General features: G+C 29.1%; 26 protein-coding genes and 2 pseudogenes. 7 read left to right on the top strand and 21 right to left on the bottom strand.

Annotated features, from left to right (window positions below; genetic code table 11):
- Positions 1-105: 105 nt before the first annotated feature.
- The 7 genes and pseudogenes from AB3K27_RS11610 to AB3K27_RS11580 form a co-directional block, all read right to left on the bottom strand.
- Positions 106-1,065: an acyl-CoA dehydratase activase gene (locus AB3K27_RS11610; protein ID WP_368487409.1), complete on the bottom strand. Its 960-nt coding sequence runs from the start codon at positions 1,063-1,065 to the stop codon at positions 106-108.
- Positions 1,046-2,143: a 2-hydroxyglutaryl-CoA dehydratase gene (locus tag AB3K27_RS11605; protein WP_368487595.1), complete on the bottom strand. Its 1,098-nt coding sequence runs from the start codon at positions 2,141-2,143 to the stop codon at positions 1,046-1,048. The genes AB3K27_RS11610 and AB3K27_RS11605 overlap by 20 nt, the downstream gene beginning before the upstream one ends.
- Positions 2,140-3,039, bottom strand: coding sequence for an acyl-CoA dehydratase activase-related protein (locus AB3K27_RS11600; RefSeq protein ID WP_368487594.1), 900 nt, complete (start codon positions 3,037-3,039; stop codon positions 2,140-2,142). The genes AB3K27_RS11605 and AB3K27_RS11600 overlap by 4 nt, the downstream gene beginning before the upstream one ends.
- A gap of 769 nt (positions 3,040-3,808) precedes the next feature.
- Positions 3,809-3,988 carry a hypothetical protein gene (locus AB3K27_RS11595; RefSeq protein WP_368487593.1) on the bottom strand — a complete coding sequence of 60 codons (180 nt, stop codon included), beginning with the start codon at positions 3,986-3,988 and terminating at the stop codon, positions 3,809-3,811.
- Positions 3,975-4,190 (bottom strand): annotated as a pseudogene (locus AB3K27_RS11590) (helix-turn-helix transcriptional regulator). The gene AB3K27_RS11595 and the pseudogene AB3K27_RS11590 overlap by 14 nt, the downstream one beginning before the upstream one ends.
- A 306-nt stretch (positions 4,191-4,496) precedes the next feature.
- A complete protein-coding gene (locus tag AB3K27_RS11585; protein WP_368487592.1) occupies positions 4,497-4,751 on the bottom strand; it encodes a hypothetical protein in 255 nt (84 codons plus the stop codon).
- 32 nt (positions 4,752-4,783) lie between these two features.
- The gene (locus tag AB3K27_RS11580; RefSeq protein ID WP_368487591.1) at positions 4,784-5,944 is read right to left on the bottom strand and encodes a sorbosone dehydrogenase family protein; all 1,161 of its coding nucleotides are present in this window, start codon (positions 5,942-5,944) and stop codon (positions 4,784-4,786) included.
- A gap of 921 nt (positions 5,945-6,865) precedes the next feature.
- Between AB3K27_RS11580 and AB3K27_RS11575 the strand changes: the two genes are divergently transcribed.
- Positions 6,866-7,465: a recombinase family protein gene (locus AB3K27_RS11575; protein ID WP_368487590.1), complete on the top strand. Its 600-nt coding sequence runs from the start codon at positions 6,866-6,868 to the stop codon at positions 7,463-7,465.
- 463 nt (positions 7,466-7,928) lie between these two features.
- On the opposite strand, the gene AB3K27_RS11570 is transcribed toward AB3K27_RS11575, so the two are convergent.
- From AB3K27_RS11570 to AB3K27_RS11560, 3 genes are all read right to left on the bottom strand, one after another.
- The gene (locus tag AB3K27_RS11570; protein ID WP_368491221.1) at positions 7,929-8,135 is read right to left on the bottom strand and encodes a small, acid-soluble spore protein, alpha/beta type; all 207 of its coding nucleotides are present in this window, start codon (positions 8,133-8,135) and stop codon (positions 7,929-7,931) included.
- 156 nt (positions 8,136-8,291) lie between these two features.
- Positions 8,292-8,465, bottom strand: coding sequence for a hypothetical protein (locus AB3K27_RS11565; RefSeq protein ID WP_368487589.1), 174 nt, complete (start codon positions 8,463-8,465; stop codon positions 8,292-8,294).
- 362 nt (positions 8,466-8,827) lie between these two features.
- Positions 8,828-8,977 carry a hypothetical protein gene (locus AB3K27_RS11560; RefSeq protein WP_368487588.1) on the bottom strand — a complete coding sequence of 50 codons (150 nt, stop codon included), beginning with the start codon at positions 8,975-8,977 and terminating at the stop codon, positions 8,828-8,830.
- Positions 8,978-9,267: 290 nt separating this feature from the next.
- Between AB3K27_RS11560 and AB3K27_RS11555 the strand changes: the two genes are divergently transcribed.
- On the top strand, positions 9,268-10,608 hold the full coding sequence (locus AB3K27_RS11555; protein ID WP_368487587.1) for a DUF2334 domain-containing protein: 1,341 nt from the start codon (positions 9,268-9,270) through the stop codon (positions 10,606-10,608).
- An 861-nt stretch (positions 10,609-11,469) separates the two neighbouring features.
- Here AB3K27_RS11555 and AB3K27_RS11550 read toward each other — a convergent pair.
- On the bottom strand, positions 11,470-12,015 hold the full coding sequence (locus AB3K27_RS11550; protein WP_368487586.1) for a histidine phosphatase family protein: 546 nt from the start codon (positions 12,013-12,015) through the stop codon (positions 11,470-11,472).
- Between the two features lie 583 nt (positions 12,016-12,598).
- Here AB3K27_RS11550 and AB3K27_RS11545 point away from each other — a divergent pair.
- The gene (locus tag AB3K27_RS11545) at positions 12,599-13,003 is read left to right on the top strand and encodes a hypothetical protein (protein ID WP_368487585.1); all 405 of its coding nucleotides are present in this window, start codon (positions 12,599-12,601) and stop codon (positions 13,001-13,003) included.
- A 496-nt stretch (positions 13,004-13,499) separates the two neighbouring features.
- Positions 13,500-13,706, top strand: coding sequence for a type II toxin-antitoxin system prevent-host-death family antitoxin (locus tag AB3K27_RS11540; RefSeq protein WP_368487584.1), 207 nt, complete (start codon positions 13,500-13,502; stop codon positions 13,704-13,706).
- A gap of 140 nt (positions 13,707-13,846) precedes the next feature.
- On the opposite strand, the gene AB3K27_RS11535 is transcribed toward AB3K27_RS11540, so the two are convergent.
- The 8 genes and pseudogenes from AB3K27_RS11535 to AB3K27_RS11500 form a co-directional block, all read right to left on the bottom strand.
- Positions 13,847-14,341: a four-helix bundle copper-binding protein gene (locus tag AB3K27_RS11535; protein WP_368487583.1), complete on the bottom strand. Its 495-nt coding sequence runs from the start codon at positions 14,339-14,341 to the stop codon at positions 13,847-13,849.
- Positions 14,342-14,573: 232 nt separating this feature from the next.
- The gene (locus AB3K27_RS11530) at positions 14,574-14,747 is read right to left on the bottom strand and encodes a hypothetical protein (RefSeq protein WP_368487582.1); all 174 of its coding nucleotides are present in this window, start codon (positions 14,745-14,747) and stop codon (positions 14,574-14,576) included.
- A gap of 657 nt (positions 14,748-15,404) precedes the next feature.
- On the bottom strand, positions 15,405-15,593 hold the full coding sequence (locus AB3K27_RS11525; RefSeq protein WP_368491220.1) for a hypothetical protein: 189 nt from the start codon (positions 15,591-15,593) through the stop codon (positions 15,405-15,407).
- A 133-nt stretch (positions 15,594-15,726) separates the two neighbouring features.
- Positions 15,727-15,900 carry a hypothetical protein gene (locus AB3K27_RS11520; RefSeq protein ID WP_368487581.1) on the bottom strand — a complete coding sequence of 58 codons (174 nt, stop codon included), beginning with the start codon at positions 15,898-15,900 and terminating at the stop codon, positions 15,727-15,729.
- A 3-nt stretch (positions 15,901-15,903) separates the two neighbouring features.
- Positions 15,904-16,311 (bottom strand): annotated as a pseudogene (locus AB3K27_RS11515) (accessory gene regulator B family protein).
- Positions 16,304-17,470 (bottom strand): sensor histidine kinase, encoded by a 1,167-nt coding sequence (locus tag AB3K27_RS11510; RefSeq protein WP_368487580.1) that lies wholly within the window; start codon positions 17,468-17,470, stop codon positions 16,304-16,306. The pseudogene AB3K27_RS11515 and the gene AB3K27_RS11510 overlap by 8 nt, the downstream one beginning before the upstream one ends.
- Before the next feature lie 276 nt (positions 17,471-17,746).
- Positions 17,747-17,890, bottom strand: a complete 144-nt coding sequence (locus AB3K27_RS11505) for a cyclic lactone autoinducer peptide (RefSeq protein ID WP_368487579.1) — start codon at positions 17,888-17,890, stop codon at positions 17,747-17,749.
- Between the two features lie 130 nt (positions 17,891-18,020).
- The gene (locus AB3K27_RS11500; protein WP_368487578.1) at positions 18,021-18,176 is read right to left on the bottom strand and encodes a Spo0E family sporulation regulatory protein-aspartic acid phosphatase; all 156 of its coding nucleotides are present in this window, start codon (positions 18,174-18,176) and stop codon (positions 18,021-18,023) included.
- 808 nt (positions 18,177-18,984) lie between these two features.
- On the opposite strand from AB3K27_RS11500, the gene AB3K27_RS11495 reads away from it, so the two are divergent.
- The 3 genes from AB3K27_RS11495 (at position 18,985) to AB3K27_RS11485 (ending at position 22,127) form a co-directional block, all read left to right on the top strand.
- Positions 18,985-19,236: a glycosyltransferase gene (locus AB3K27_RS11495; RefSeq protein WP_368487577.1), complete on the top strand. Its 252-nt coding sequence runs from the start codon at positions 18,985-18,987 to the stop codon at positions 19,234-19,236.
- Positions 19,237-19,274: 38 nt separating this feature from the next.
- Positions 19,275-20,240, top strand: a complete 966-nt coding sequence (locus tag AB3K27_RS11490; protein WP_368487576.1) for a glycosyltransferase — start codon at positions 19,275-19,277, stop codon at positions 20,238-20,240.
- A gap of 1,101 nt (positions 20,241-21,341) precedes the next feature.
- Positions 21,342-22,127, top strand: a complete 786-nt coding sequence (locus AB3K27_RS11485) for a hypothetical protein (RefSeq protein ID WP_368487575.1) — start codon at positions 21,342-21,344, stop codon at positions 22,125-22,127.
- 433 nt (positions 22,128-22,560) lie between these two features.
- Here AB3K27_RS11485 and AB3K27_RS11480 read toward each other — a convergent pair whose 3' ends face one another.
- On the bottom strand, positions 22,561-23,784 hold the full coding sequence (locus AB3K27_RS11480) for an IS256 family transposase (RefSeq protein WP_368487574.1): 1,224 nt from the start codon (positions 23,782-23,784) through the stop codon (positions 22,561-22,563).
- Positions 23,785-24,286: 502 nt separating this feature from the next.
- Positions 24,287-25,558 (bottom strand): IS110 family transposase, encoded by a 1,272-nt coding sequence (locus AB3K27_RS11475; protein WP_368487573.1) that lies wholly within the window; start codon positions 25,556-25,558, stop codon positions 24,287-24,289.
- Positions 25,559-25,691: the final 133 nt, after the last annotated feature.

Genomic DNA, 25,691 nt, shown 5'->3' with positions numbered 1-25,691 from the left:
AAAATGACTATTAATAAGTTACTTTGCCCCTGGTGACAGCTTCGCTCATACTACCCCAAATATATTATGAAAAGTGGAATAAAATTATTTCAGCACAGAAATTTTCTATGCTGAAATAATTTTATTCCACTTTTCGCATCTTCCTCCGAAGAAACCTACTGTTTTTTCCTTATTCAATATTTTCACTACTTCACATCTATTAGAACATCCTGTACATTCAAAACTTTTAGATACAAAATTTATGTTTGCAAGATCAAATCCTCTAAAATTAGTAAGAGAATTATTTTTTTCTAAAGCTTCTTTTGCTAAAATAGCAGCTCCTATAGCACCCATTACTTTAAAATTTTTAGGAATTATTATTTCTTTTCCTAATATTTCTTCGAAGGAAGCTTTCATTCCTACGTTTGCAGCAACTCCACCTTGAAAAAATATTTCGGATTTTATATCTTTTCCTTTTGCCACATTATTTAAATAATTTCTAACTAGAGCATTACAAAGTCCTTTTATTATATCTAGATTACTATATCCCATTTGCTGTTTGTGTATCATATCAGATTCTGCGAATACAGCACACCTTCCAGCTATTCTGGCAGGATAGCTGGACTTTAAAGCATAATTTCCAAATTCTTCAATAGGAATTTCTAACCTTTCTGCCTGCCTATCAAGAAAAGAACCAGTTCCAGCTGCACATACGGTATTCATCGCAAAGTCTGAAACAATACCATTTTCTAAAATTATTATTTTAGAATCCTGACCTCCTATTTCTATTATAGTTTTTACAGAGTTGTTTAAATTTAAGGCTGCTATAGCATGAGAAGTTATTTCGTTTTTTGTTACGTCAGCTCCTATAATAGAGGATGCAATTTGTCGACCACTGCCTGTAGTACCTACAGCCTTTATATCCTTATTCTTATATTTATTTTTTAGTAATCTAAAGCCTTCTTGAATTGCATTTATAGGTCTTCCTTTTGTTCTAAGATATAGAGAATCTAGTACATTTATATTTTCATCTACTATTACTATATCTGTACTTACAGAACCTACATCAACTCCCATATAATACATTGTTTTTTCTCCTTTCAAGTAAATCTAAAAAAGCTTCAATTCTAGTGATATACCCAGCTTCTCCAGTCATTTCATCTACTATTAAAGTTAGTATAGGAAAGTTTTTATCCTTTGATATAGTAGGAAGTATAGATTTTGATACAATTTCAGGCATACAGCCTACAGGAAAAATTTGAATTGCACCATCAAATCCATGCTTATGAGATAAAAGGGCTTCACCTATACATTCACGGGCATGGCCGCCTATATACAGATGCAGGTATTCTTTAGAAGCTCTTCTTATATTAAGTGAATTTAATTTCAATGTAGATAAAGCTGCATTTTTAACCCACCAACTTGGAGTGATATATCTAGATGTAGACACACCATAGTCCATAAGTTTATCTTCTATAAATAAATTTGAAAAAGGTTCTATGGTGGTATATATTTCACCTATTATAGAAATCCTCAAAGGATTTTTACTTTTGCATATAGAAACTTCATTTAATTTTTCCATATATTCTTTTAATATATGGAGCATTTCTTTTGGAGAAGTACTTTTAAAAGCTTTTTGTTTACATTCTTTTAAAATATTTTTGCATTCACCTTTTTTGACTTCATAACCAGCTAACAATTTTGCCTTGCTTTCTATTTTATCTATTAAATTAATTATTTTTAACGCTATGGATACTACTTTAAGCTTTTCTCCAGTAGTTTTCTTACTATTTGATGTAATTAGATTTATTCTGCGCATAAATTCTTTTATACCTATATCCTTGGGATAATCTATAACTATAAAATTTAAATTATAGCCTAGATTTTTAAGTAAATTTATTTGAAGTTCACAGTATTCTCCAAATCTGCAAGGACCACAGCTGCCTACTATTAAAATTGTATCTGCCCCTTTTTCTATACTTTGAATATAGTTACCAATCATTATTTTAAAAGGAAGACATATCTCTTCAGGGGAATATAATGAGCCTATTTCCAAAGCCTTTTTATTACTTAAGGGTGGTATTATATAGTCAATTCCTAATCCATCAAATAAAGCTTTTGCTGCAAAATATGTATTCCCTAAATGTGGAAAAGTTATCTTCATAAATTTTCACATCTCCTTTCAAGCATATCTGAGAAAGCTTCAATTCTAGTATCAAAACCAGCTTCTCCAGTTTGTTCATCTATTTTTAAAACTAAGAAGGGGAAATTTTTTAATCTATCCTTGATAAGTTCTATTACTACAGAGTCTATGCCACAAGCAAAGGAAGATACATATATTATTCCATCTACTTTTTTAGTTTCTGCAAGATAAGTGGAAAAACCATAGGAATTTCTAGCAAAGGTCCAAAAAGGTTTTTTGAACAAGTGTTTTATTTCATCATTTATTTGAGTTTTATCTATATCTTCCTCAGTAAGTATGCCTATGTTCAATTTATTTAATTTTTTGATTATATTCATATTGGTAAAACTATCGTATAAGTTATAAGGATGACCAACTAAGGCTATATTTCTAGAAAAACTCATATTATTTAATGGTAAATTATAGGATTCTTGTGCTTTTAGGGCCTTTTTATAGACTCTATTTATTTCTAAAAGATTTTTACTAAATTTTAAGCCTGCATTTAAAATCCAGTTTCTAAGTTTATTTTTAGAAAAGGCATATAAAGGATAAGTTAATGCCTCTGGCATATTAGGTATGTTGTTTAATACCATTTCCGGAAGCCCGCAAAATTTAGGACAGATAAATTCATCTTTATTTAGTTGCATTATTCTAGGAATAAGAATTATATCACATTTGTCTTTTATAGCAGCTACGTGACCGTGAAATACTTTTATTGGAAGGCAAGCTTCATCTACGCAATACTTTACGCCCATATCTAGTATATATCTGTTAGTATCAGGAGAAGTTATTATTTCTGCTCCTAATTCTTGAAAAAAAGTTTCTGCAAAAATATGATATTTGCAGTACAATAATCCTTTTGGAAGTCCTATTTTCATACATTTATTAAGCTGTTTAGTACAGCAATACCTCCAATCTTTTTTAGTATTTAATATATCATTTCTATATTTTACCTTAAATAAAGAAAATTATTCAGTAAGGGGTTCTATGTGCAAAACCCAGAAATTTTTGACGTTACAGAAATTCCCATTATATATAAATAACTATCTTTATGATATTGTTAAATTATAGGATTAGATATTAATTAGCATATCTAAATATAATAATTCAAGTATTTTATTATAATACTTGAATTTTAAGCTTAATAAAGCGATTTAAACTTTTGTAACAGAGAATTAATAGCTAGGTAGGTAGGGTTTAAATCAAAAATGTTTTATGTGTTTAAATGGCTTTAAAGAGTTTATACCTATGTACATTATTTATTTAATGGGCCTAATACCATAAACGTGCCAAAATATAAATAGATAATGGTACATTTTTTGAAACTTAAATAGCACTTATGGATATGATAAATTCGTTTGCTATATGATGTTTCAAAAAATGATCGTTTATGAAACATTACTTTTATATGGTGCTGCCATATTTTAATTTCAATCTTACTTAATAAGGGTAATTGGAGCATGGTAAGATGCTTCAATTACCCTTTAAAATAGAATAAATATTATGCTGTCAAAAATTTCGAGGTTTTACGCATAGAACCCCCCTATTTAAAAAACATATATAATTACAAGAATACCAAATACTATTCCCATAAAATCAAAAGCTTTTGCTTTGGCTTTATTTTCAATACTAATGTTTCGTTCATCTTTATCTGTTTTTTACAAAAAAATTGTGATATATCCCACTTGTGACTGAATATATAGATGCTGACATAAAAATCATAGATATAGTTTTTGACGTATATCCACCTACAAAAAACATACCGACTGATGAACTAATTAATAGTACAACTACTATTGCAATAAATACGTAATTAAAAGTTTTCATTTTCTGAACTCTCCTCATAAATAAATATTTCCTCAATACTGACTTTAAAAAATTTAGAGATTTTGAAAGCTAGTATTATAGATGGATTATATCGTCCATTTTCAAGTGAGCCGATTGTCTGTCTTGACACTTCAAGTTTCTCTGCAAGTTCTTCTTATGTAATGCCATGCTGTTTTCTAATTTCTGCAAGTCTATTCTTCAACTCAATACCTCCAACTAATAATGGAAAGTTTACTTTCTATTATTATTGTTACAAAAAAGTACTCTTCTAAATATCTAATAAATTAGAAAAAGTACTTTTCTTGCTTTTATTTAAGTATTATTTTAATTGATGAGCAATATAAGAATAATGTGTCTTAATGTTTGTTGGCATTTTATTTTATTAAATTCCCGGAAAAATAAACAAACGAGGGAGCATGATTGCTCTCTATTGTTTGTTTTATACTTCGATTCAATAAATCCAAGAAAGGGATTTATATGGTATTAAGTAGAATTTTATAGTTATGAATCATGGAACGATTTCAAAAACAGTACCTTGGTTAAAATCAGTCACATTCATAGAGCCATAAACCCCTAAATATAGTCTGGTTTGATTGAGATTCGTTCCCAAACTAGCATAATAAGCTGCTTGAGACCCAAAATTATAATCAGTTTCAATAACGCTAAAATCATTTAGTTTACAATCTGTTTTTATCCTAGTATAAGCTAAAACCCCTCTAATCGGAGGTTGAGATCCTTCATCCCGGGCAAAATCGGTAAACACAACACTTCCAGTTAAATCGGGAATTTTATTCCCTATATATGATTGGACTCCTGTAAGTGCAGTTCCTCCAAACTTATCGGGTCGGGGTCTTTATGGAAATAACTAGTTAGAGGCTGAAGACGCTGCACTGAAGTTTTTACTGCATCATTGTAATAAGCAAGTGTTTCCTCATCCAAAGTTGAATTTGCAGAGCAGTCCCTTATAATTGAAGTAGGAAAAGCACCTTCCCACCCTCGCCAGCCAAAGTTAATAAATCTTTCTTGGTCAGGTTCAGATTCCATTAAAGAAGCTTGAATAAGCTGAGCAACCGGTATTGGTTTATAATGAACAAATGAAAAAATTGACTCTACCAGATCCTGTCCGACAATTCCTACATATTTGATATACTGGTTATAAAATCTTTGAAATGAAATGCCAAGTATATTGCGAACCCCTTTGGCAATTACCGTAAGCGTTTCCTGAATAGGTGCGGGAAGTTCATTAAAACGTGTGACTACAGGTGGATTATTGATAAATGTATTCTTAACTACATCAATTTCAATTATTTTACCAGCAATTTCCATATCATCCTGGCTTAAATTAAATGGATCATAGCCTGATCCACCATCTCCGGTTGTTAAAACAAGTTTTCCTGTTTCAGGTGAAAAGTTTAAGCTATTGACACCATTATGATTAAAAAATGGTCTTCTTAAATTAAGTAATGTCCTCCGTTTTCGCGCTTGACCATTCGATTGCAAAATCCATTCTTCAACTGTATCAATATGATCATATTGAATTTCTCTATTTATCCACTTTAGGTTTAAGGTTCTGGGATCACATGGGTTAGGCCTAAAAAATTTGGGAAGACCTTGTCTTGAAACTTCTGAACTAGGAAGAGCACCTGGGCCTTGTGTTCCAGCTACTGAATAATGAAGATAAAACAGACCGTTATAATAAAATTGGGGATGAAACGCTAACCCTACCAATCCCCGTTCATCATATCTACCACCAGAAAAACCTAGTTTTATGATTTGCGGGCGAATATCTAAAAAAGTTTTTATAACTCCGTTTCCAGTGTAAAAGATCTCTCCTACCTGGGTTGCAATAAATAATCTTTCGATTGAGCCACCCGGAAGCACAGCTGTTTTCAAAACAGTAGGTAAATTTACCTTACTAACAATGGGCCGTAAACTAACTTTAACTTTTTTTAACAACTAACTTTACACTCCTTCGTATTCTTTTCTTTATATAAGAATATGATTAGAACTGTTCTATTAGTACCAAATTGGGAACGTACCTGGTTTTACGCATCTAACACCAGATTATCAACATAACTTGTTAAGTAGTTTTCATCAAAGCCTAAATCCTGTAAAACTAATCCAAAGTTTTTATCAAGTAATCAAAGGTTTTTTCTCTATACTTGGTGAAACATTGTATGTAAATGTAAGCAGACATTACCACTCCTCCATTTTTCTTAATAGTTTAATACACAATATTTTACCTGTACGACTTAACTATATATAAATAAATTATAAGCAAATAATTCTATAATAATTATCAATTGGAATAAAGCAGTATGTAATTCTGACATCCAGGTCAATGTGAAATTTACAGTAGCCACCGAAGGAAGAGAGGATTATTAGTAATAGTAGGGTGTATGAATAGTTTACCATTTTCATAATTTTAACATTAATAGGATAAGTAACATTGATATATTTTAATTGAATAATTTATATCATTTTACATAATATATAAATGTATTTGTAAAACCTCGAAAATCATTATAATTAAATATTAGTGGTATTCATTTGTTATAATTAAAAGTATAGTAGAGTAATTAATTATTCTGCTATATTTTTTTAGTTTAAGATAACTTATATAGTATAACATTAATTATTTAGGGTAAAAACGTATGTTATTTAATTATGGGATGGTATGAAAATTTGCTTATGGATAAGTCTCGTATCAAAAGGTATACCTTTTGATACAAATAATAGCTAACCGTAAATTAAGTCTTTATTACGTATCAATAACTAATAAGATTTATTTTGAAACGTTTCATATATTGCATTGATGTTTTGATACTATTCTAGTATAATTATAGTTAAGTTTATATATGATGCGGAGGTAAAAGAATGAAAATATATGGTTATGCACGAGTTAGTGCCAAGGATCAAAACTTAGATAGACAGATAAACCAATTAGACCATTATATTGGTAATAAAGGACTTGTGCTGACTGACAAACAAAGTGGTAAAAATTTTGATAGACCCCAATATCAATTATTAAAAAATGTTGCAGATAAAGGTGATGTCATATATATTAAAAACTTAGATAGATTAGGCAGGAATAAAAAACAAATTAAAGAAGAGCTTGAGTATTTTAAAAATAAAGGTGTTAGAATTAAAATACTTGATTTACCTACTACAATGATAGATATACCAGAAGGTCAAGAGTGGATAATGGACATGATTAATAATCTTCTCTTAGAGGTTTTGAGTACCATAGCCCAACAAGAGAGAATAACCATCAAGACCAGACAGGCTGAGGGAATCGCAATTGCAAAGAAAAAAGGAGTTAGGTTTGGTAGACCTGCTATAAAATATCCTGAGCAGTGGTTAAAGGTTTATAATGAATGGAAGACAGGAAAGATTAAAGCTGTAGAAGCTATGAAAAAACTTGATTTAACAAAGCCTACATTTTATAGACTAGTTAAAAAATATGAATGTAATTAATTTTTATATTTAAATAGTTTAATTTTAGATGTACTGTGATATAATGTATCTAATAACATCATTTCCTTTAATTAATCAATATGGAAAGAATGCATTTTGTAACAGAGGTGCATTTTTAGTTTGTATATCTAAATAAATTTAACTTTAATAATGTATCATAAATATAATTGTGGTTTTTAATGATGCTAGTTATTTTAGTTGTACTTTTAAAAAACTAAAAATAAGCACCTTACATGACAGGCACTTATTTTTCATGGAGCGCTAAATACACATTATTAGTTAATATCAATTATTAATTAATAACCAATACATTATTTTCCATGGGAATTTTACATTGATTTTATTGTTTTCGTTTTATAAAAATATTATACAACACGAAATAATTGCTTTTAATTTTATATAAAAAATAAAAGCTAATAAAAGCTAGTGAAATTCTTCCCACCAGGTCTTTTATTATCATACTTTACTTTAAATCCTGTTCATAAACTTCAATCATTTTCTTAACCATGTTTCCGCCTATAGAGCCAGCTTCCCTGGCAGTTAAATCCCCATTATAACCATCTTTTAAGTTTACTCCAATTTCCTGAGCTGATTTCATCTTAAACTTATTTAAAGCTTCCCTAGCTTGTGGTACTACTAATTTATTACTGTTATGTGTTATAATAAATATCCCTTTATATAGCAATCTTTAATGCTATCTTAAAGTTTTTGCATTTTTATAAAGAATACTCTAAGTTATTGCGTGAATATTTGGAAATAGTTATAAAAATAAGTTAAAGTGACTATAATATTAATAAAAATCTTTACACCGATAAATCCTTATACTTTACAGTATTTTAAATACTGTAGAAAATACTAAATTGGATAAAATTAAAAGCACAATTGATACTAAAGAACCTATAATAATACACTTATTAAGTATCTCTGTATCCTTTTTCATTGTTCTTAAAAATTTTATCAATATTTTTAAATGCTTTTTTACTATTACTAATTTATTCATATTTTTCCACTTATTACCAAAACTAAAAGGTAAGTAGTAAAAATAAGATCTTTTTACTACTTACCTTCTCAGTTGAAATTCATTTTGATTCTTCTTCATTTTTGAATGGTATATTTGGCTTTTTGGGCTTTGCTGAATCACTATTTGCATATGTCTTTCAAGAAAAATGAAGATATTTTTACATTAGTCATTTGGATCAACGTGATGCTGGAAAAACTCTTACGACTATAATACATCATTTAATTGCAGCCTAACGAATGTCATTGGTGTTCTCCAATACCATTCCTACAAATTGATTATTTATTTTATAATAACTTTACATCTGATACATTATATAGTGCATGAATGACATTTCAACAACTTTACTTATGTTCTATATTTTTCATCTGCTTCACAGGTGGTATTGTGCTTTCCTTATCAATTCTATTTTCTTCAAATTCTTCTTCTCCCTTAAGCATGGGTTCAGATTCCATAGGCATTACAGGCTGTGATATATTCTTATTAACTATCATGCATTTTCTTGAATTATTTTCCTTAAATTGTATGTAAAAGTCAAAAAAATATCGACCTAAAAACTAATGTGTTTTCAGTTAAGTGACGAGATACCCTTGTAAGGAATCTACTCAAATAAGTATAATAGTGAATTTAAGATAATATAAATCCTTACTCAATAGATATATAGTGTATGATTTTTACAATAATAACACATATTAAGGGAAAAGATTGTTACAAAGTAAATGCTTTATAGCTATTTGCCTTTAATAATAATTTTTTATTATTGAATATAGTAAGGATGATGTTAATGTCAAAATTAAAAAGATATTTTATATTTATTATAGTTAGCACACTTATTATTTGTACAAACTGTAATAATAATGAACTTTCAAATACTACTAAAAAATTTGAAAGTCAAACAAAACTCCAATTAAAAAATAATTATAAATTTACCAATTTACCAGACTTAAAATTACCAAAAGAAGAGATTAAAATTAATTTTCAAGGAAAACCACTACAATTAGTATTACCAATATATAATGACAAAAACAGATTATATATTCCACTTTCTGGATTAATCGATAGGATTAATGGTAGATTGGTATTAACAAATGACTTAATAAATATTAATGTTAAGAACAAAAATATATTTATTAGCAATAAAGACAAAAAATACTGGTTCTATAATAATCCTAATGTAAAATTCAATCTAAAAAAAAATATTATTAAAAATGGTGACGTTATGTATATGTCTTTATTTGATTTAACTACCATATTAGATTTAAAAACTAAATGGAATATTGAGAAAAGAAAAATTAATTTATTTTGGAACAAAGAAAAGATAATACCATCAGCAAAAAATCAATCTAGCCCAAAGCATGCACTAATAAGGTTAGAAGACATAGTGGCCGCACAAAGATATAATACGGCAGAGCATTTAGAAAAATTGAGAATAGTAGGTGATTATTTATATTCATCAGGAATCCCTTTTCATATTGCATGGGTGCCTCGTTATATAGATAAAACTAAAAACATTGATAATGATCCATCAAAAATTTATAACATGTATAATGCAGATTTTATTTTTACTATGGATTATTTAATTAATAAAAATGGTATTATTGGTATTCATGGTTATACACACCAGTTTAAAGATGAAGTAAGTATAGATGGAATTGAATTTAGTAAAAAATACAATACTGATGAAAAAAGTATTCGTGAAAGACTAGATCTCGCTATAAAATGTGCAAATGATTTAGATTTGCCGTACACTTTTTTTGAAACTCCACACTATGAAGCTACTGATTATCAACACAAAATAATGGAACAATATTTTAAGTATATTTATGAGCCAAAAGACGATGTGAAATCAAAAGCAAGTAAAACTATTTATGTTCCTACTCCACTTAATTATGTTGATGGTAAAGAAGACTTGAATAATATGATTAATAAAATAAATAATTTAAAACCTGGTATTCTAGGAAGTTTCTTTTATCACCCTAATATTGAATTTGAATTTATAAAGCTTTATGGAAAAGATGACGATTATCCAGCTTACAAATATGATGAAAATTCTGTACTTCATCATATTATAAGGACTTTTTATAAAAAGGGTTATAATTTTATATCTATCATGAATTTGAGATAGTTCTACAATGATTTTATATTGAAAGTCTATTTAATTGATCTTTACAAATCCCTATATCTCAAGTTGTAATTTAAAGGCCAATGTTAAAAAAAATAAAATAGATAACTGTTAAAGAATTCATAATGAATACACAGCAATAAAATAGACTCCATGTAAGAGTTTTCAAAACTGTACCCTTTAACTTTAGCTGTAGTTACTTTCTTCTTTTTTCAAAACTAAAATATCATAAATAGGACTATTGTTTTTATTTTTGTAAAATATTTTTAAGGTACTTAAATAGAATTTTAAGTACCTTATAATAATACTTATCCATTCTCCTATTCATTTTGTGATAAAAAACAACTATAGAGTTAGCACAGGGATAGTGTAAAGTAAGTGATTTCATTGTTATTATAGCTATGTGTCAATATATTATATGAATTATATATGGAAATGTTCTATTTATAAAGCAATAATAATTAAGCACTGAATCCGTTTTATGGAGTTTTATTATATAAGTATAATATCAGCTTCCGTATTATAAAGCACAAAACAGCTTCATAATAAACCCCTAACAAATAGACACAATATGTTCTTAGGAGGATTTTCATATACTTCCCTTATCATATTTTTGTTAGGGGCTTACTTATTATAACATTTTTCAAAAATATATAGAATTAATATTCTATATATTTTGGGTAGGCTTATTCTATCTTTTATAATATTCTATAAACATTCGTTTTTGGGATTTTCTTTAAAATATTGAGAATAGCTTATTTATAAGTATTTTTAAGTGACAGAACTATTAGGTCTAATATGTGGGATACAGTTTCTCTTAATTTATAATAAAATAAGATTTTTTCGATTATCTCTCTCTTTAAACTACCTTAACAAATTCGCTAAATCAGCTAATGATAATTTACTAATGATTTCATAACCTTTTCCTTGTCCAAGCGGCTTAACAATAACTGTTCCCATATTTGGAATTTGCCCCAACCCAATCCCTTGTGGAAAACTGTGAGCAATAATGACCTTGTTACCTCCTTGAGGGGGTTTGGTTTCTAATTCTGACTGAAGGGAAACTAATATCCTATTTTGTTCTACGCTTGATAAATTTCCACTTAACCTATAAACTTCAAACCAAAATGAATCGATTTGAACATTCTCCCTTCCAAAAGCCAATTGTGCCGTTTCTATAGTTCTGCAAAAGGGACTAGTTAGAATAGGATAATTAATAGGAATTCGCAAACTACGAAGAATTTCTCCATAGTACATCGCTTGTCTCCTTCCCATTTCTGAAAGGTTTCTTTGAGTAAAACAGTATTGAAAATTCAAATTAGGTTGATCTACTCCAACTGTTGCTTCCCCGTGCCTAGTATACAGTACATATCCTCCATTTCTAAGTAAATCAAGTAATGGTCTTTTCAAAATAACTTCTCCTCTACATATACTTTTTTAAGTTATTAATAGTGTATGATACTTACGTTGAATTGTTAAACTATGAACAATAATATTTAAATCTTGCACATTTAATCAATACACATGAAACTACACCAACCTTTTAGACATTTTCCATTTCAGATACTATATGGTTGTATTCTAGTATCACAAGTTAGTTCATATAACACATAATTACTTGCCTAAATAATAATTTGTTCATGGTGTTATTTATATATGGGGTACCTTCAGTAAAACGCAGATTTACAACGTTAAGATAATAAACTATTGAAAATACTATGTTCAATTATTAATAAATGTCGTTATGCTTTCAAAAAGGGTTATTTAAGAAAAGTTCATTCTGATAATAGTTTTGATAAAGAACTTATCACGTTTCAGGCTATTATCTGAACTAAAATTACAGGTTATTATAAGCCAGGATTTTTGATAAAAATGTATAATTTTAAGGTTAACGTTGTAAATCCGCATAATGATGGAGATACTCCAAATATACCAAATATAAGCCTTCTGAATAGTATATACTATTGTGAGAAAAATTTTATTGGAGGTTTTTATGTATAAATACATGTATCCGCCATTAGAAATAACACCAATGCGTTGCTATTACATGATGGTTAATAGAAATATATATCCGCCTGTAATGCGTGTGAAACCTAAATCTTTGTTTAAGGGAAAAGAAGAATTTGAAGAGGACAAAGTTCATAAAGGAAGCACAATACCACCTGCTGAGAAGAAACCAGACATGAAACAGGAAATGTCAGATATGATGGATATGTCAAAAAAAGATATGGAAAAAATAAAATCAGATACACAAGAGATTGTAAGAATGTTTGAGCAGCATCACCCTAGTATGTTAAAGACATTAACGAATTGCGGGATATCAATGGAGCAAGCAAGACAGTATTTAAGTAAAGTTGTTGAAATGTCACTCATGCACTATATAATGTACCAGATGTAAATAATGATATATTCTAATTACCCCTAATAAAAGTGTAGTTCAAAAGTATTTAAATTATACTAAGGAGTTAAATAAAAAGATAATATAAAAAAGGCATAGAATTTCTATGCCTTTTTTATATTAATTATAACTTTAATTTAGAGAGCTCTGTACATACATGTGCATTTTATACTTTACATCTGAATATTATACTACATTTACATTATTTTTAATATTTTACATTATTTTTTTCTTTTACATATAGTGGTAATATCAGCAGTGTCATGTACTGAAAAGCATATACCATATAAAGGAAACTAAAAGTTATAGCCTACATATTTATAAAAATAGGCCACATGCTAGAATTAATATCCAGTATGTGACCTTAGTTAGTAAACAATATAATTCTTATGTATAATTTAAAATGATAAAATATTCTACTAATAAATCAATTAAAATTAAACAATAAGTATAATAATATATAAGGAGGGTGTAGCTGTGATAAAGGAAAAAATTGATGATAGTCAATTTGTATCTATATACTGATTTACAGAGAAACACATCAAGAGTACTTGATACAGATAAAGAAATATTCATAATGAAAAATAATCATCCTTTTAAAGTTATTACGTCCGTTGAAGAATATAATAAACAAATTGATGCATTCGAAAATTTAAATGATAAATTACTTGAAGCTGAAAAACGCTTAAATGACGAAATATAAAAATTTTCTATAATACGAATTATCCTTATTTCACGTTTTAACAACCACAAAACAGTAGTACCATTTTTGCTTTATAGTTTATCAAAATTGTAATAACTGTCTTATGGCTGTTTAAATCATTAATTGTTGCCGTACCCTTTTTACATCATTGAAACTGCAAATTCTCTGCATTCTTTTGCACAATTAAAGCATATTTGAGCACATCGTTGAGACTCTTCGTCAGGAAATTTTTTACACTCATTTCCGCAAGTTTCACACACAATTGCACAGAACTTAGCAAGAGACTTTGAAAATACACTATAACGAGCAAGGAATTTTGCCATTAATGTGCAGACATCTGCACAGTCGCGTAATAATTTGAGCTGTTTTTTTCTCATATGAACATTATGCTTATCAATTATCATGGTTGTCATATGCTCGCAAGTGACCTCACACTCCTGAACAGTCTCAATTAAGTCCTTATGATGATGCATCATCCCTTTCATATCTTTTGCTGGATATAGAGGGTGCATTCTCATAGGGACATCATATCCTGCAAGATAAGGACACATTATCCCTAAAGATTTATTTTCATGATAATGGTAGTCCATTTCATCACGAATTTCATTAGTATCATTTGATAAGTTTTCGGCCAATAAAATTCTCCTTTCAAACTAACTACATAATTACAATATGCGATCTACTGCTTTATTGTGATTTATAATAGTAAAAATAATATAGATCTACGCAATAATATGAATAGATTTGTATTGGGATTTGAGCTGATAAAAACTAACACCATAACAAATTGGCCTAATACCAGCAGCTGTGTTATGAAGTGCAAAGTATCTTCAATAAATTGGATAAAACAAACGAAAGTTTTAGTGTTTATTTTTTAAGGCAGGATAAGGTCGGTACCGCCATAAAGTCACATCCAAGTGGCAAAGCCACTTGGAATATATCCCATTTTAAAAATACATATCCAAGGGAAACGAAGAATTTCATTTCCCTTGGATAATCTATTTTAGCAAACACAGTCTTAATATCCGCATCCGCATCCACAACATAATAATAAAAGTATTATTATAACTATTACTCCTTTTCCTTGTCCGAATCTGCCACAACCACTATAATATTTACAACTATATCTTGACATAAAAAGTTGTCCTTATTATCTTTTGTTATATACCTTTATAATATTAATGAGACAAATAAATGTTACTGTGGTGAATAAATGAATATAGCAAAAATTCAAGAGCCATAGAGGTGTCATTTAGAGCGTTTTAAATGTTTATACATTAGAACATTAAACAACGTCATAGAAGCTCTAAATGCAATTAAAGGGGATATAGAAAGTAAGTAATTCAAAAACATGATAAAAAGATTATTGTATAAAAAAATGATAAGCTTAAGATATATAAATCCACAGGAGAGCAAAAGACTTTATAACACCTACCAGAGTTTTAAATCCGGAAAAATTGAGACTGATGAAGTAATAAACTTGCTTAATAACAAGTAACTGTTACTAGAGAAAAATGGTAAATAATTATAAATTTAGTATAAAAATATTAATAACAGCGAAAATATATAGACTTTAAATAATTATTTTAGGTTTAATATTAATGTAATTGTGATATAATATATTTAAAAGAAGCCGTTGTGGTTTTTGTGGTTACAAGTTAATAGTTATCTAAAATGCACTTGTGGAATAGGTGCATTTTAGTTTTTTGAGTTTTTTTCTTCAGCAGTTATAGATATTTCATTTTCTGTTAACTTTCCAACTGAAGATTTACCTTTAATTTTAAGTCTATCTTTTAAATATGTTCCTACAATCACCATAGCTGTTAAGCCAAGTGTTGTAACACATATAAATCCCAACGCAGTAACAGTTTCACTCAAATTTGCCACCCCCTCTGTTGTCAGATTAACCACAACGACCTCTTTGAAAGAGATAAAATACTGGAGGGTGACTAACTAAAAACATTTTATTCTCTTGGTAACATTATACCATATTTTAGATATAATTCAGGAATATATATTTTTATGTTTCCTGATTACTAGGAATATCCTCATTATTTATTTTTCCCATCATCATCATTATTACTGCTGCACCAACAATTGAGATTACAGCAGTATTTAAGAATCTATGCAGTATGAAATAACATGCTACACTTAATAAAAAAGTAATTATTATAGAAGTATATTTAAGATTCATCCTTCATTCTTTACTTTTTATTCTCTTATTAATGTCATCTACAGGAGAAAAAATGCAAACAAGTATAAATGAAATAATTAATGATGTTATTGAAATAATGCTATTAAATGAAATATACTTACCCATAATAATCATTCCTAAAAATATAATAAAACTAATAAAGAAACATCCCCAGTAAGTTTTTGCGTGATATCCACCTGAAAATAACCTAATAGGGCAGAAAAACATAAGAATAACCAGATAGTATTTTTAAAGTGAAAATAACCAAAATATTATAAAATAAAGAATAATTTTTATAATTTCATCAAAAATACAAATTAGTCCGTATTCTATTTTCTTTAGATCTAAATCAGAAAATTCAGGATTTGTTTTGGAAATTTGATTTACTAAACAACTTATGACTTTACTCATTTATGTTTTTCTCCATTTTAAACTTTATCAAAAATTTAGTTCTCTCTGGAACACTTTCTACAGATATAGTCCCATTATTTTTTTCAACTAATTGTTTAGTAATACATAATCCAAATCCATGAATATCCTTTTGTTTAGTTTTTGTAGAAAAGCCTTTATTGAAAACTTTTTCTATTATATTTTCAGGAATAACATCTCCATTATCAGCTACCTCAATACAAAAGTTTTCGTATTCCGTAAAAGTAGTAATGGATATTTCTTTATGTTCAACATCTGCTTTGAGTTCAAATGCCTCAAATGCATTATCTATAAGATTACTAACAATGCTTATTAATTCATCCTGCCTAATTTTTATTAAACTAAAGGGTTCATTAATTATTACCTTGAAATCTATGTTATTTTTTACTGCATAGTTGTTTTTTATAGATAATAGTCCGCCTATGTAATCGTTTCCCATATCTAAATACCTAAATGATGAATGTATTGTATCTGATATTTTCTTTACGTAATTGTTTATCTTCTCTACGGTAGTAGGCTTATTTAACAAACATAAACCCTGTATAACATTAATATGGTTGGCAAAATCATGTTTTTCCTGCCTGATTATATTAATTATTTCTTCCATATTTTTAATTTGATGTTTTTGAATTTTGTAATTAATATTTATAGTTACAAGTGTTTGTTTTTCTCTTAAGTTTCTAAATTTTGCTATTAAAAATATAAAATAAATAATAAAAATAATAATGTTATAGGTTTGGATATTTTTTATATTAAAAATACCATAGTTAACACAAAATATAAAAAGAGTAAATACACCTAATTCAATTATTAAATTAGCAAAAATACTCCCCTCTTTTTCAAATAATTTAAGTTTAGTAAAATATGAGTTAAACTTAAAGATTAATGCTACAATGAGTATTTGTAAAATTTTGGAGACTATTAAGGTAATCCAAAAATATCTAGGATTAGAGATAGTTTGATTTAAATTTATGTTAAGTATAAACATTTCAATGATTTGAATAAAGGATTCTGTAGTTAAAATTATTGTAAAGAATAAAGAAACTATAATTGTAGAATCAAAAACTTTTATCTTTGTAATTAAGGTAAGTAATAAGATATACAACACTACAAGGAACAGTGTGTTATAAATATTTGACATATGTAATTTACTCCAATAAGCTAAAAAAACAGACAATATAAAAAATAGTGCTATTTTAACTTTATTCTGTATTACAAATTCTTTTTTGTTATATAATGCTTGAAAGATCCCAAAAAAAGTAACGTTTCTATAGAGGCTATTATTATTTTTGTCATAGCAGTATCCATATAATCTCTCCTTTGTTTTTTTATTTTTATAAATGCTGTAGATTAAAAATTAATGTTTCTATGTTTTTTGTGAAATTTTTAACCTAAGCATTTATAAAAAACTAAGTAATTACTTTAAGAATTCATCAGGGCATTTTGGCTGGTGTCCACAACCTATACATGTTGAAAGTATAAATCCCTTTGCAAAAAACAAAGATATAGAACTTATCATTTTCATGCTTTTTTTAAATAGTTCTTCTTTTAAAAATTTCATTTTTTATATCCTCCTATTCCTAATTAAAACGTTTTAATTTATAAATTCTACAATGTTTTGAATTTTTCTGCTATATTTTACAAAAAAATAAAACTTAAGAAAATTAAGTTTTATTTTCCTAAAGTTTTGGCTAGTTTTCAGGAAGGTTTGGTGAATTAAGCTCATAATAAGCAAGAATAAGCCTGTCCAGTTCTTGGTTTACAGCCAATATTTCCTCATTAGTAAATTTGTTTGAATCTAACATAAAATTTAATTTATCTCTTACTTTTTCTAACATTTCCTTCATGTAATTTACATCCTCACTAAATTTATCATTAATTTACAATAACTTAGATATTATATTATAAAAATAGCAATTATTCAAAACAATTTTTGGATTTATTATAAATTTTAAAAACGTATAAGGATTTTATAGATATTGAAGGGTGTGTTTGGGCAGGGAGAATTATACTATCCATTCATTCCTTGTAAAGGGTAGACCCGATTTAAACTATTATTTCTTCTTCTATGGTAGAGCTATGAGGGAAAAAGTAATTTTAATTGCCTTTACAATTCCCTTCTGGATTTAGTGCTTTTTATAAAAAGTTTGTTCAAAATATGAGCATAATATGTTGTTGAGTTAATTTGTAATATTCTTATAATGTTAATCAAATACTAATGAAATAAGAATAGGCTACATTTCGGAACTTATATCCAGTATGTGGCCTATTTTTACACGTATCTCAGCTGTACCCGGTTTTGTATGAGAATTAGGCTAATAGTTAAAATTTTACAATAAATTAAGGACTTTAACGGGTTTATTTGCAATTTAATATCCATATAATATTAAAAATGCTTTTAGATTCAATTGAATGGAGTTTTTACAATATGTAAATTTAAAGTTGTTTGTTTTAAATAAAACCTAAATTTACATATTTATTAAATTAGTTGTTCATAGGTTAGAGCTTCGTGCCTTTCTTTAAAAAGCCAAAAGAGACGGAGCTAATTTTCAAAATAATATAAAATGGCCATGTCTGTAGTCTTTAGTGTTATAATTAAGATATTAAAATAAGGAACAAAACCTTTGTTATATGCAATTTTGTCTGGAGGTGTAGATGATGAAGATATTGGCAATATCAATCGGAACGCGTGGAGATGTTGAACCCTTTTTGACGATTGCGGAAATGCTCAAGGAAAAAGGGCATGAGGTCATCTGCGCGTTTCCGGAACAATACAGAAATATTGCTCACGAAGCAAATATTAGGTTTTTCTCTCTCGGCTCCGCGTTCATAGACTTGCTTGACAATGATGTAGGTAAACTTTCTATGGGAGGAGCCAGGTCTTTTATAAAAAAGCAAAAGCGATAGTAGATCTTTCAATCAAATCCATTCCGATACAAAATGATATGATAGACCTACAGCATAAAATTATAGAAAGAGAAAAACCTGATCGGATTATATTCAACGCAAAAGTCACATACCCATTAGCATGGGGAATTAAAAACTCTACCAAGGTCATTCTTGTAAGCCCGATTCCTTGTATGGTGCATTATGTGAAAAATCACTCCCATGTTGCCTTTAATGAGGATTTCGGACTGGTCATCAATAAACTGACTTACAATCTTGCAAACTTTGGATTTGCTCAGACAAATCTCGGTACGGCGAAGAAATATTTCAAAGATCTTCACCTATCACGCAAACAAGTCAAAAAGGCTTTGATGTCTCTCAACATCATTTATGCGATTTCTCCGGCTGTTTTCCCGCGTCCTGATTATTGGCCTCCAAACGCATTGGTGCTTGGGTATCTGGAGAGGGATAAAACCACAAATTGGTCGCCAGACGCAGAGCTTGCCGAATTTATTGTCAGACACGAAAAAATATTGCTAATCACTTTCGGCAGCATGACAAATCCCAAACCGTTGGAGAAATCAAAGCTGTTTATAGACATTCTCGAAAAGCATAACATACCAGCAATATTCAATATTTCTGGCGGGGGATTTGCCGAACCGTCACAGTACAACAATGACCTGATTAAATTCGTGACTTCCATACCGTATGATTGGATTTTTCCAAAGGTGTATGGCGTAATTCATCACGGCGGGGCGGGTACTACCCATTCCTCCCTAAAATACGGCTGCGCCACAATGGTGATCCCCCACACCGCCGACCAGCCGTTATGGGATAATCTGGTGAGCGAATTAGGGGCCGGTCCGAAGGGGATCGCTGTGAGAAAGCTATCAAGACAAAGCCTTGAACCGAAAATTTTGGATTTATATAATAATCAAACTTATAAAACAAATGCGCAGAGTATTTCCGAAAAAATGCAGCTTGAGGATTTTAAGAGCGCCTTGTATGATACAATACTTAAATAGAGGATACAGCTAACTGGTGGCATTTATATTCACCTAACTTGCCAGTCTTTAAGGCTGTCAGTTCATTAGATTATGAGCTGACAGCTTATTTTAATTTCACTTGTCATTGTAATAGAAAGTCTTATAACATGGGGTAATACCAGCAGCTTTGTCATGTACTGAAAAGTATGTACCATAAATTAATATATATTTAATACAAATTAGTTAATATAGAATATATTTACAGTAAACAAAAGATTGAAAAGCAATAATATCTTTACTTTGAATTATTTACCGTATATATTTACTCATTAAATGGCTTAAAACTATAGAAAAAGAAATTTAGAGAGCAAAGTAAATAATATGGTCGTTTATTTATCTAATTTATTGAAAATTTACTGTAGCGTTTAAACATGACTGAATGATGACATTTTTAATACTTATACCAGAAAAGTCAGTAAACATTCTTACAAATTCTTAAGAATTTGCATTATTTATTTTGTTAATTTTTTTTGAAGTTAAGAAGTTGCTGATTAAAATAGCACATAATAATTATAGAGATATTTTTATTTTGCTCTTATGTTAGGGTGACAAATAAAACTTCGGCCTACAATGGCTAACATTTTTAGAAAGGTATATTACTAAAATTTTAGAAGGATTATTCAATTTAAATTTTACATGGGAATATTTTTGATATACGTTTGAAACGTATCGTGAGTATATCGGATATTCCATATATAGAAACTGCGGTTTACTCCTCATATAATAATGTGGGAGTAAACCGCAGTAATAAATTTTTGGTACATTAGGACATAAAATATCTGACATTTTTCACCAAATAAATTCTTTTTTCCAGTGATGGGGTTGGCTTGTATTCTGCTTAGTACAAGACTTTTATATATCACTGTTCAAATAAATAACTTTATTTTTTTAATATGGTATGTGGTAACTGAGGCACATAAGGCGAAAGCTGGATACAGAGCTATTTCATAACCTAAGTTATAATTGCAGATGGCATCCTTGAGAAAGATGTCTATTAACTGTGACTCTTTACATGAAGAATGTGAATGAGTATAAAGGGGTCTGGTCTCTACAAGCAATTTATTTTAGGAGGTTGATATCATGGCAAGTCTTAAATTTCAAATTCTGAAAAGGATAGATTCTTTGAAGCGTTTTGGCCAATCCAAGGAGGCAGCTAAAAAAGAACAGAAATTTAATGATTATATACTTGGGGTAAAAGAAAATTCTTTAAGAGCTGCAGGAATCTATAGTAAAAGTACCTGTGATAACTATAAAAAACACAGCTTAAATTTTGCTGCATGGGAAAGAGAAAAACATCCTGAAAAAGAATTTAAGATACTTTATAATATACCAAGGGAACATGTTGGAGAGTGGCTTAAAGAAGGCATAGAGAAAGAAGAAAGTGGATATACCACAAGACTTAAAGCTGCTGCATTAGCTAAGGTTATGGGTTGCCATACATATGATTTTGGAGTGAAATTACCATCTAAAAGAAGAGATAGATCTTACATTAAAAGGAGCAGAAATGATGTGGCTTACGATAAACATTTTTCAAAGGAAAACAACAAAGATTTGGAAGATTTTTGTAAAGCCACAGGACTAAGGCGAAGTGAATTAAAGAACATAAGTCCTGAACAAATAAACTATCAAAATGAAAAATTGATACTTGATTTTAAATCTAAAAAAGAATATCGAGTAATGACTAAAGGTGGCAGGGGTAGGATAATATATCCTATAAAATGTGAGAAGGAAAAATGTATCCCCATAAAGCTAGATTATATTTGTAGGGATGGTAGTGGCAGGAGATTCAACAAGAGTGCCCTTAGTGTAACGTCTGAAAATCTTGAACACAGCAGGTTAGATGTAGTTGTTAAAAATTATTTATAAATAGTATATAAATTAATTAGTATACTATTTATAAATAAAATTTATCATGGTTAATATTGGTAGTATTGTAATGTGCTGAAAAGTAAAATTTACCCTAAAATAAAGATTTGATATTCTAAAACTGGTCAAAAGGATTTTTTAGCTAAATAAAAAAATTAAAACAAATTCAAAATAATAGAATTTATTTTTAAGTACATTACACGTTTGCTGGTATTAGGCTCTTTTAATTGAGCAATTTTTAATCTCTTAGTGTATAACTTTTACTAATTTGTGAGAGTATAGAATTTTTTCTGTAAATAGCTAACTATGATAATTGTTTTAGAGAATTAAAGAATATCAAACTACTTTAATCTCTTTAGTATAATATAATAATTAATTATAAGCATGTCAAGAATACCCTTAAAAAAGGATATTTATGACATGTTATTTTTTACTACTTAAGTCGTCCTTTATACATTATGGAAAATTCCCCATATGCTTTTCCCCAGTTTTTAATAGGAAGGTGCCATTTTTTAGTTGCCTCAAAAGTAGAAAGATAAAGTGCCTTAAGTAGGGATTTGTCACTTGGAAATACACTTCTCTGCCTGTTTAACTTACGATATATGCTGTTTAAACTTTCTATGGAATTTGTAGTATAAATAATCTTACGTACATCAGCTGAAAACTTGAAAATTGGAACTATGGCATCCCAGTTGACCTTCCAGCTTTTCATGGCATTTGGATAATGCTTATCCCACTTTTCTGTTACCTTTTCCATAAACTCTTTTCCTATTTCTTCTGATGGTGCATGATATATTGTTTTTAGATCACTTGCAAATTCTTTCTTATCCTTATAGGATACATATTTTAATGTATTTCTTACCTGGTGCACTATGCATCTTTGGTATTCCGTATTTGGAAATGCTGTTGATATTGATTCTTTTATTCCAGTAAGTCCATCTGCACATAGTATGAGAACATCTTCCAACCCTCTGTTTTTAAGTTCATTTAGTACACTGAGCCAGTATTTACTACTCTCATTCTCACCAATCTGGATGGAAAGCACTTCTTTTCTTCCCTCCTCATTTATACCAAGAATAACATAGGCAGCCAATTTACGTATGACATTATTGTCCCTCACAGAAAAGTGTACTGCATCAATAAATATAATTGGATAGACGCTCAAAAGTGGTCTCTGCTGCCATGCTTCAATCTCAGGCAGGAGTTTGTTTGTGATATTTGAAACCATGCTTTCACTAACTTCAAAACCATAAATATCTTCAACCTGGTCAGAAATCTGTCTTGTAGTCAATCCCCTGGCATACATGGCAATTATTTTCCTCTCTATACTTGAAATATTCTTCTGACATTTTTGTGCGATTTTAGGTTTAAATGTACTTTCCCTATCTTGTGGTACATTTATATCCATTTCCCCATATTTACTTCTTATAGTCTTGCTCTTTTTACCATTCCTCGAGTTGGTATTTTCTGTACGTTCATATGGCTCATATCCCAGGTGTTCATCAAGTTCTGCCTCAAGCATTGACTGGATTGTTCCTCCAAGGAGATCCTTTAGTGCATCCTGAATGTCCTCAGCAGATTTGATATCATACTCATTAATCAGTGCAGCTATGATGTTCTTTTTTCCCTCACTCATTGTTTCTCTTCTTTTTCTCATAATAAAATAGCCTTCTATGATATTTTGATTTTATCATAGAAAACTTCATTTTACAGACTTTTTTCTATAGACTCGAGATTTTTCTTAAAAGGCGTATCAACGGTTGATACGCCTTTTGTTTATATTAATTGCCATAGTTTTACTACTTTGCCCCTAGTGACACGTTCGCTGGTATTACCCTTATTAGTGTCACTGCAGCCTCCTAATAAAAAGCCTTCCATTCGTTGAAGTAAATACAATTCTAGTAAAAATAAAATTCCCACTAGAATTTAAGTGTTAAATCTCTAGTAGCTTCGTAACATTATTGATCAAAATTTAATAATATATAGTGAAGAAACTAATTTTTTCAATTAAATATATATTAACAGTAAGTATACTAAAGATTTCTAAATATTATAAGGAGGTCATTAACTTGAAAGAAATTCAGGTGTTTTTGAACATGACAAAAAGACCTATTAAAATGAGGTCAAAAAAAGAGACTTATATTATTTATAATTAAAAATCAACTTATTTTCGGTGATATCTCTTGACTTACTTTTGTTACTTCAAAGCCTTGAGCTTGAAGAAATAAAATAATTCTATCTATATCAGGTTGAAAATGTCGAGAAGTGTTTTCTCTTTTTAGATATTTTTCATAAATAGAATTATCAAAGGCTTCATTTTTTAAAAGCATATTATAAATACAGGTTAAAAGCATTCTTGCTATAGCAATAATTGCTCTTTTGTGCCCACGTCTTTTCTTTATACTTTCATAACGATATTTAAAGTATGGGCAGGACTTGTTTTTTATTGCTGCATTAGCACACTGAATAAGTATTGGCTTTAAATAAGCTCCGGCACGGCTTATACGAACACTTTTCTTTTTGCCAGCACTTTCATTATTTTGTGGTGTAAGACCTGCCCAAGAACACAGATGTTTAGCATCTGGAAAGACTGACATATCCACTCCAATTTCAGAAATTATAGTTGTAGCAGATTGTGTAGTTATCCCAGGGGCAGAAGCAATAAGCTCAATTTGTGACTTAAATTCACTTGAAATTAATGAAATGGCAGTATCAAGTTGAGAAATACAATTGTTAATATAATCATAATGATTCAAGCATACAGACATCTTTGCTGTTTGATTTTTAGAGATGCTTCCTTGCATAGCAATCTTAATTTCGTCAGCCTTAGATAACATACTCTTGTGTAGAAATTGAGTATAGTCTATATCTAATTTATCAGGATGCTCCATGGCATATTTAATTATAGCTGATGATGATTTACCAAAGGTATCTGATACTACGCTTGAAATCATGATATTTGAAACTGTTAATGAATTTTGGAATCTGTTTTTCTCACTTGAACGGAAATTTGTAAGTTTAAAGCGATAGCGCATAAGGTCTCGTAGTTCTCTTATGGCCTTTGGAGGAATAAAACTTCCTTTAACTAATCCATGCTTATGTAAGTCTGCAAGCCATAGAGAATCTTTTTTATCAGTTTTTTTGCCGGGAATGTTTTTAACGTACTTTGGGTTAGCCAGAGTAATATTACAGGAATCTTCAAGTATGTTATAGATAGGTATCCAGTACTTTCCGGTGCTTTCCATACAAACTTCTTTACAGTTATGCTCAGATAACCACTCTTTTAAATGGAAAAGATTCTTTGAGTAAGTACTGAATTGTTTGGTTGCATAGGTAGTGATGTTATTCTCATTGGTTGATGTTACAGTTGCAACTACAAATTTTTTGTGAACATCAATACCGCAACAAATAGGATAAACGATTTTTAACATTTATATCACCTACAAATAAAAAAATAAAGTACACAGGTGTTGACTGAATACTCATACTTTTAAACGGTCTTTGTTTAAACAAAGATTAACTTACGTGCCCTAGGGCACACTTATTTGTACTTAAAAGAGTAAT

Origin of the sequence: Clostridium sp. BJN0013 (assembly GCF_040939125.1) — a bacterium.
Lineage (GTDB): Bacteria > Bacillota > Clostridia > Clostridiales > Clostridiaceae > Clostridium_B.
The sequence above is the reverse complement of the archived record's forward strand: the minus strand, read 5'-3'. Positions and strand labels throughout refer to the sequence as shown.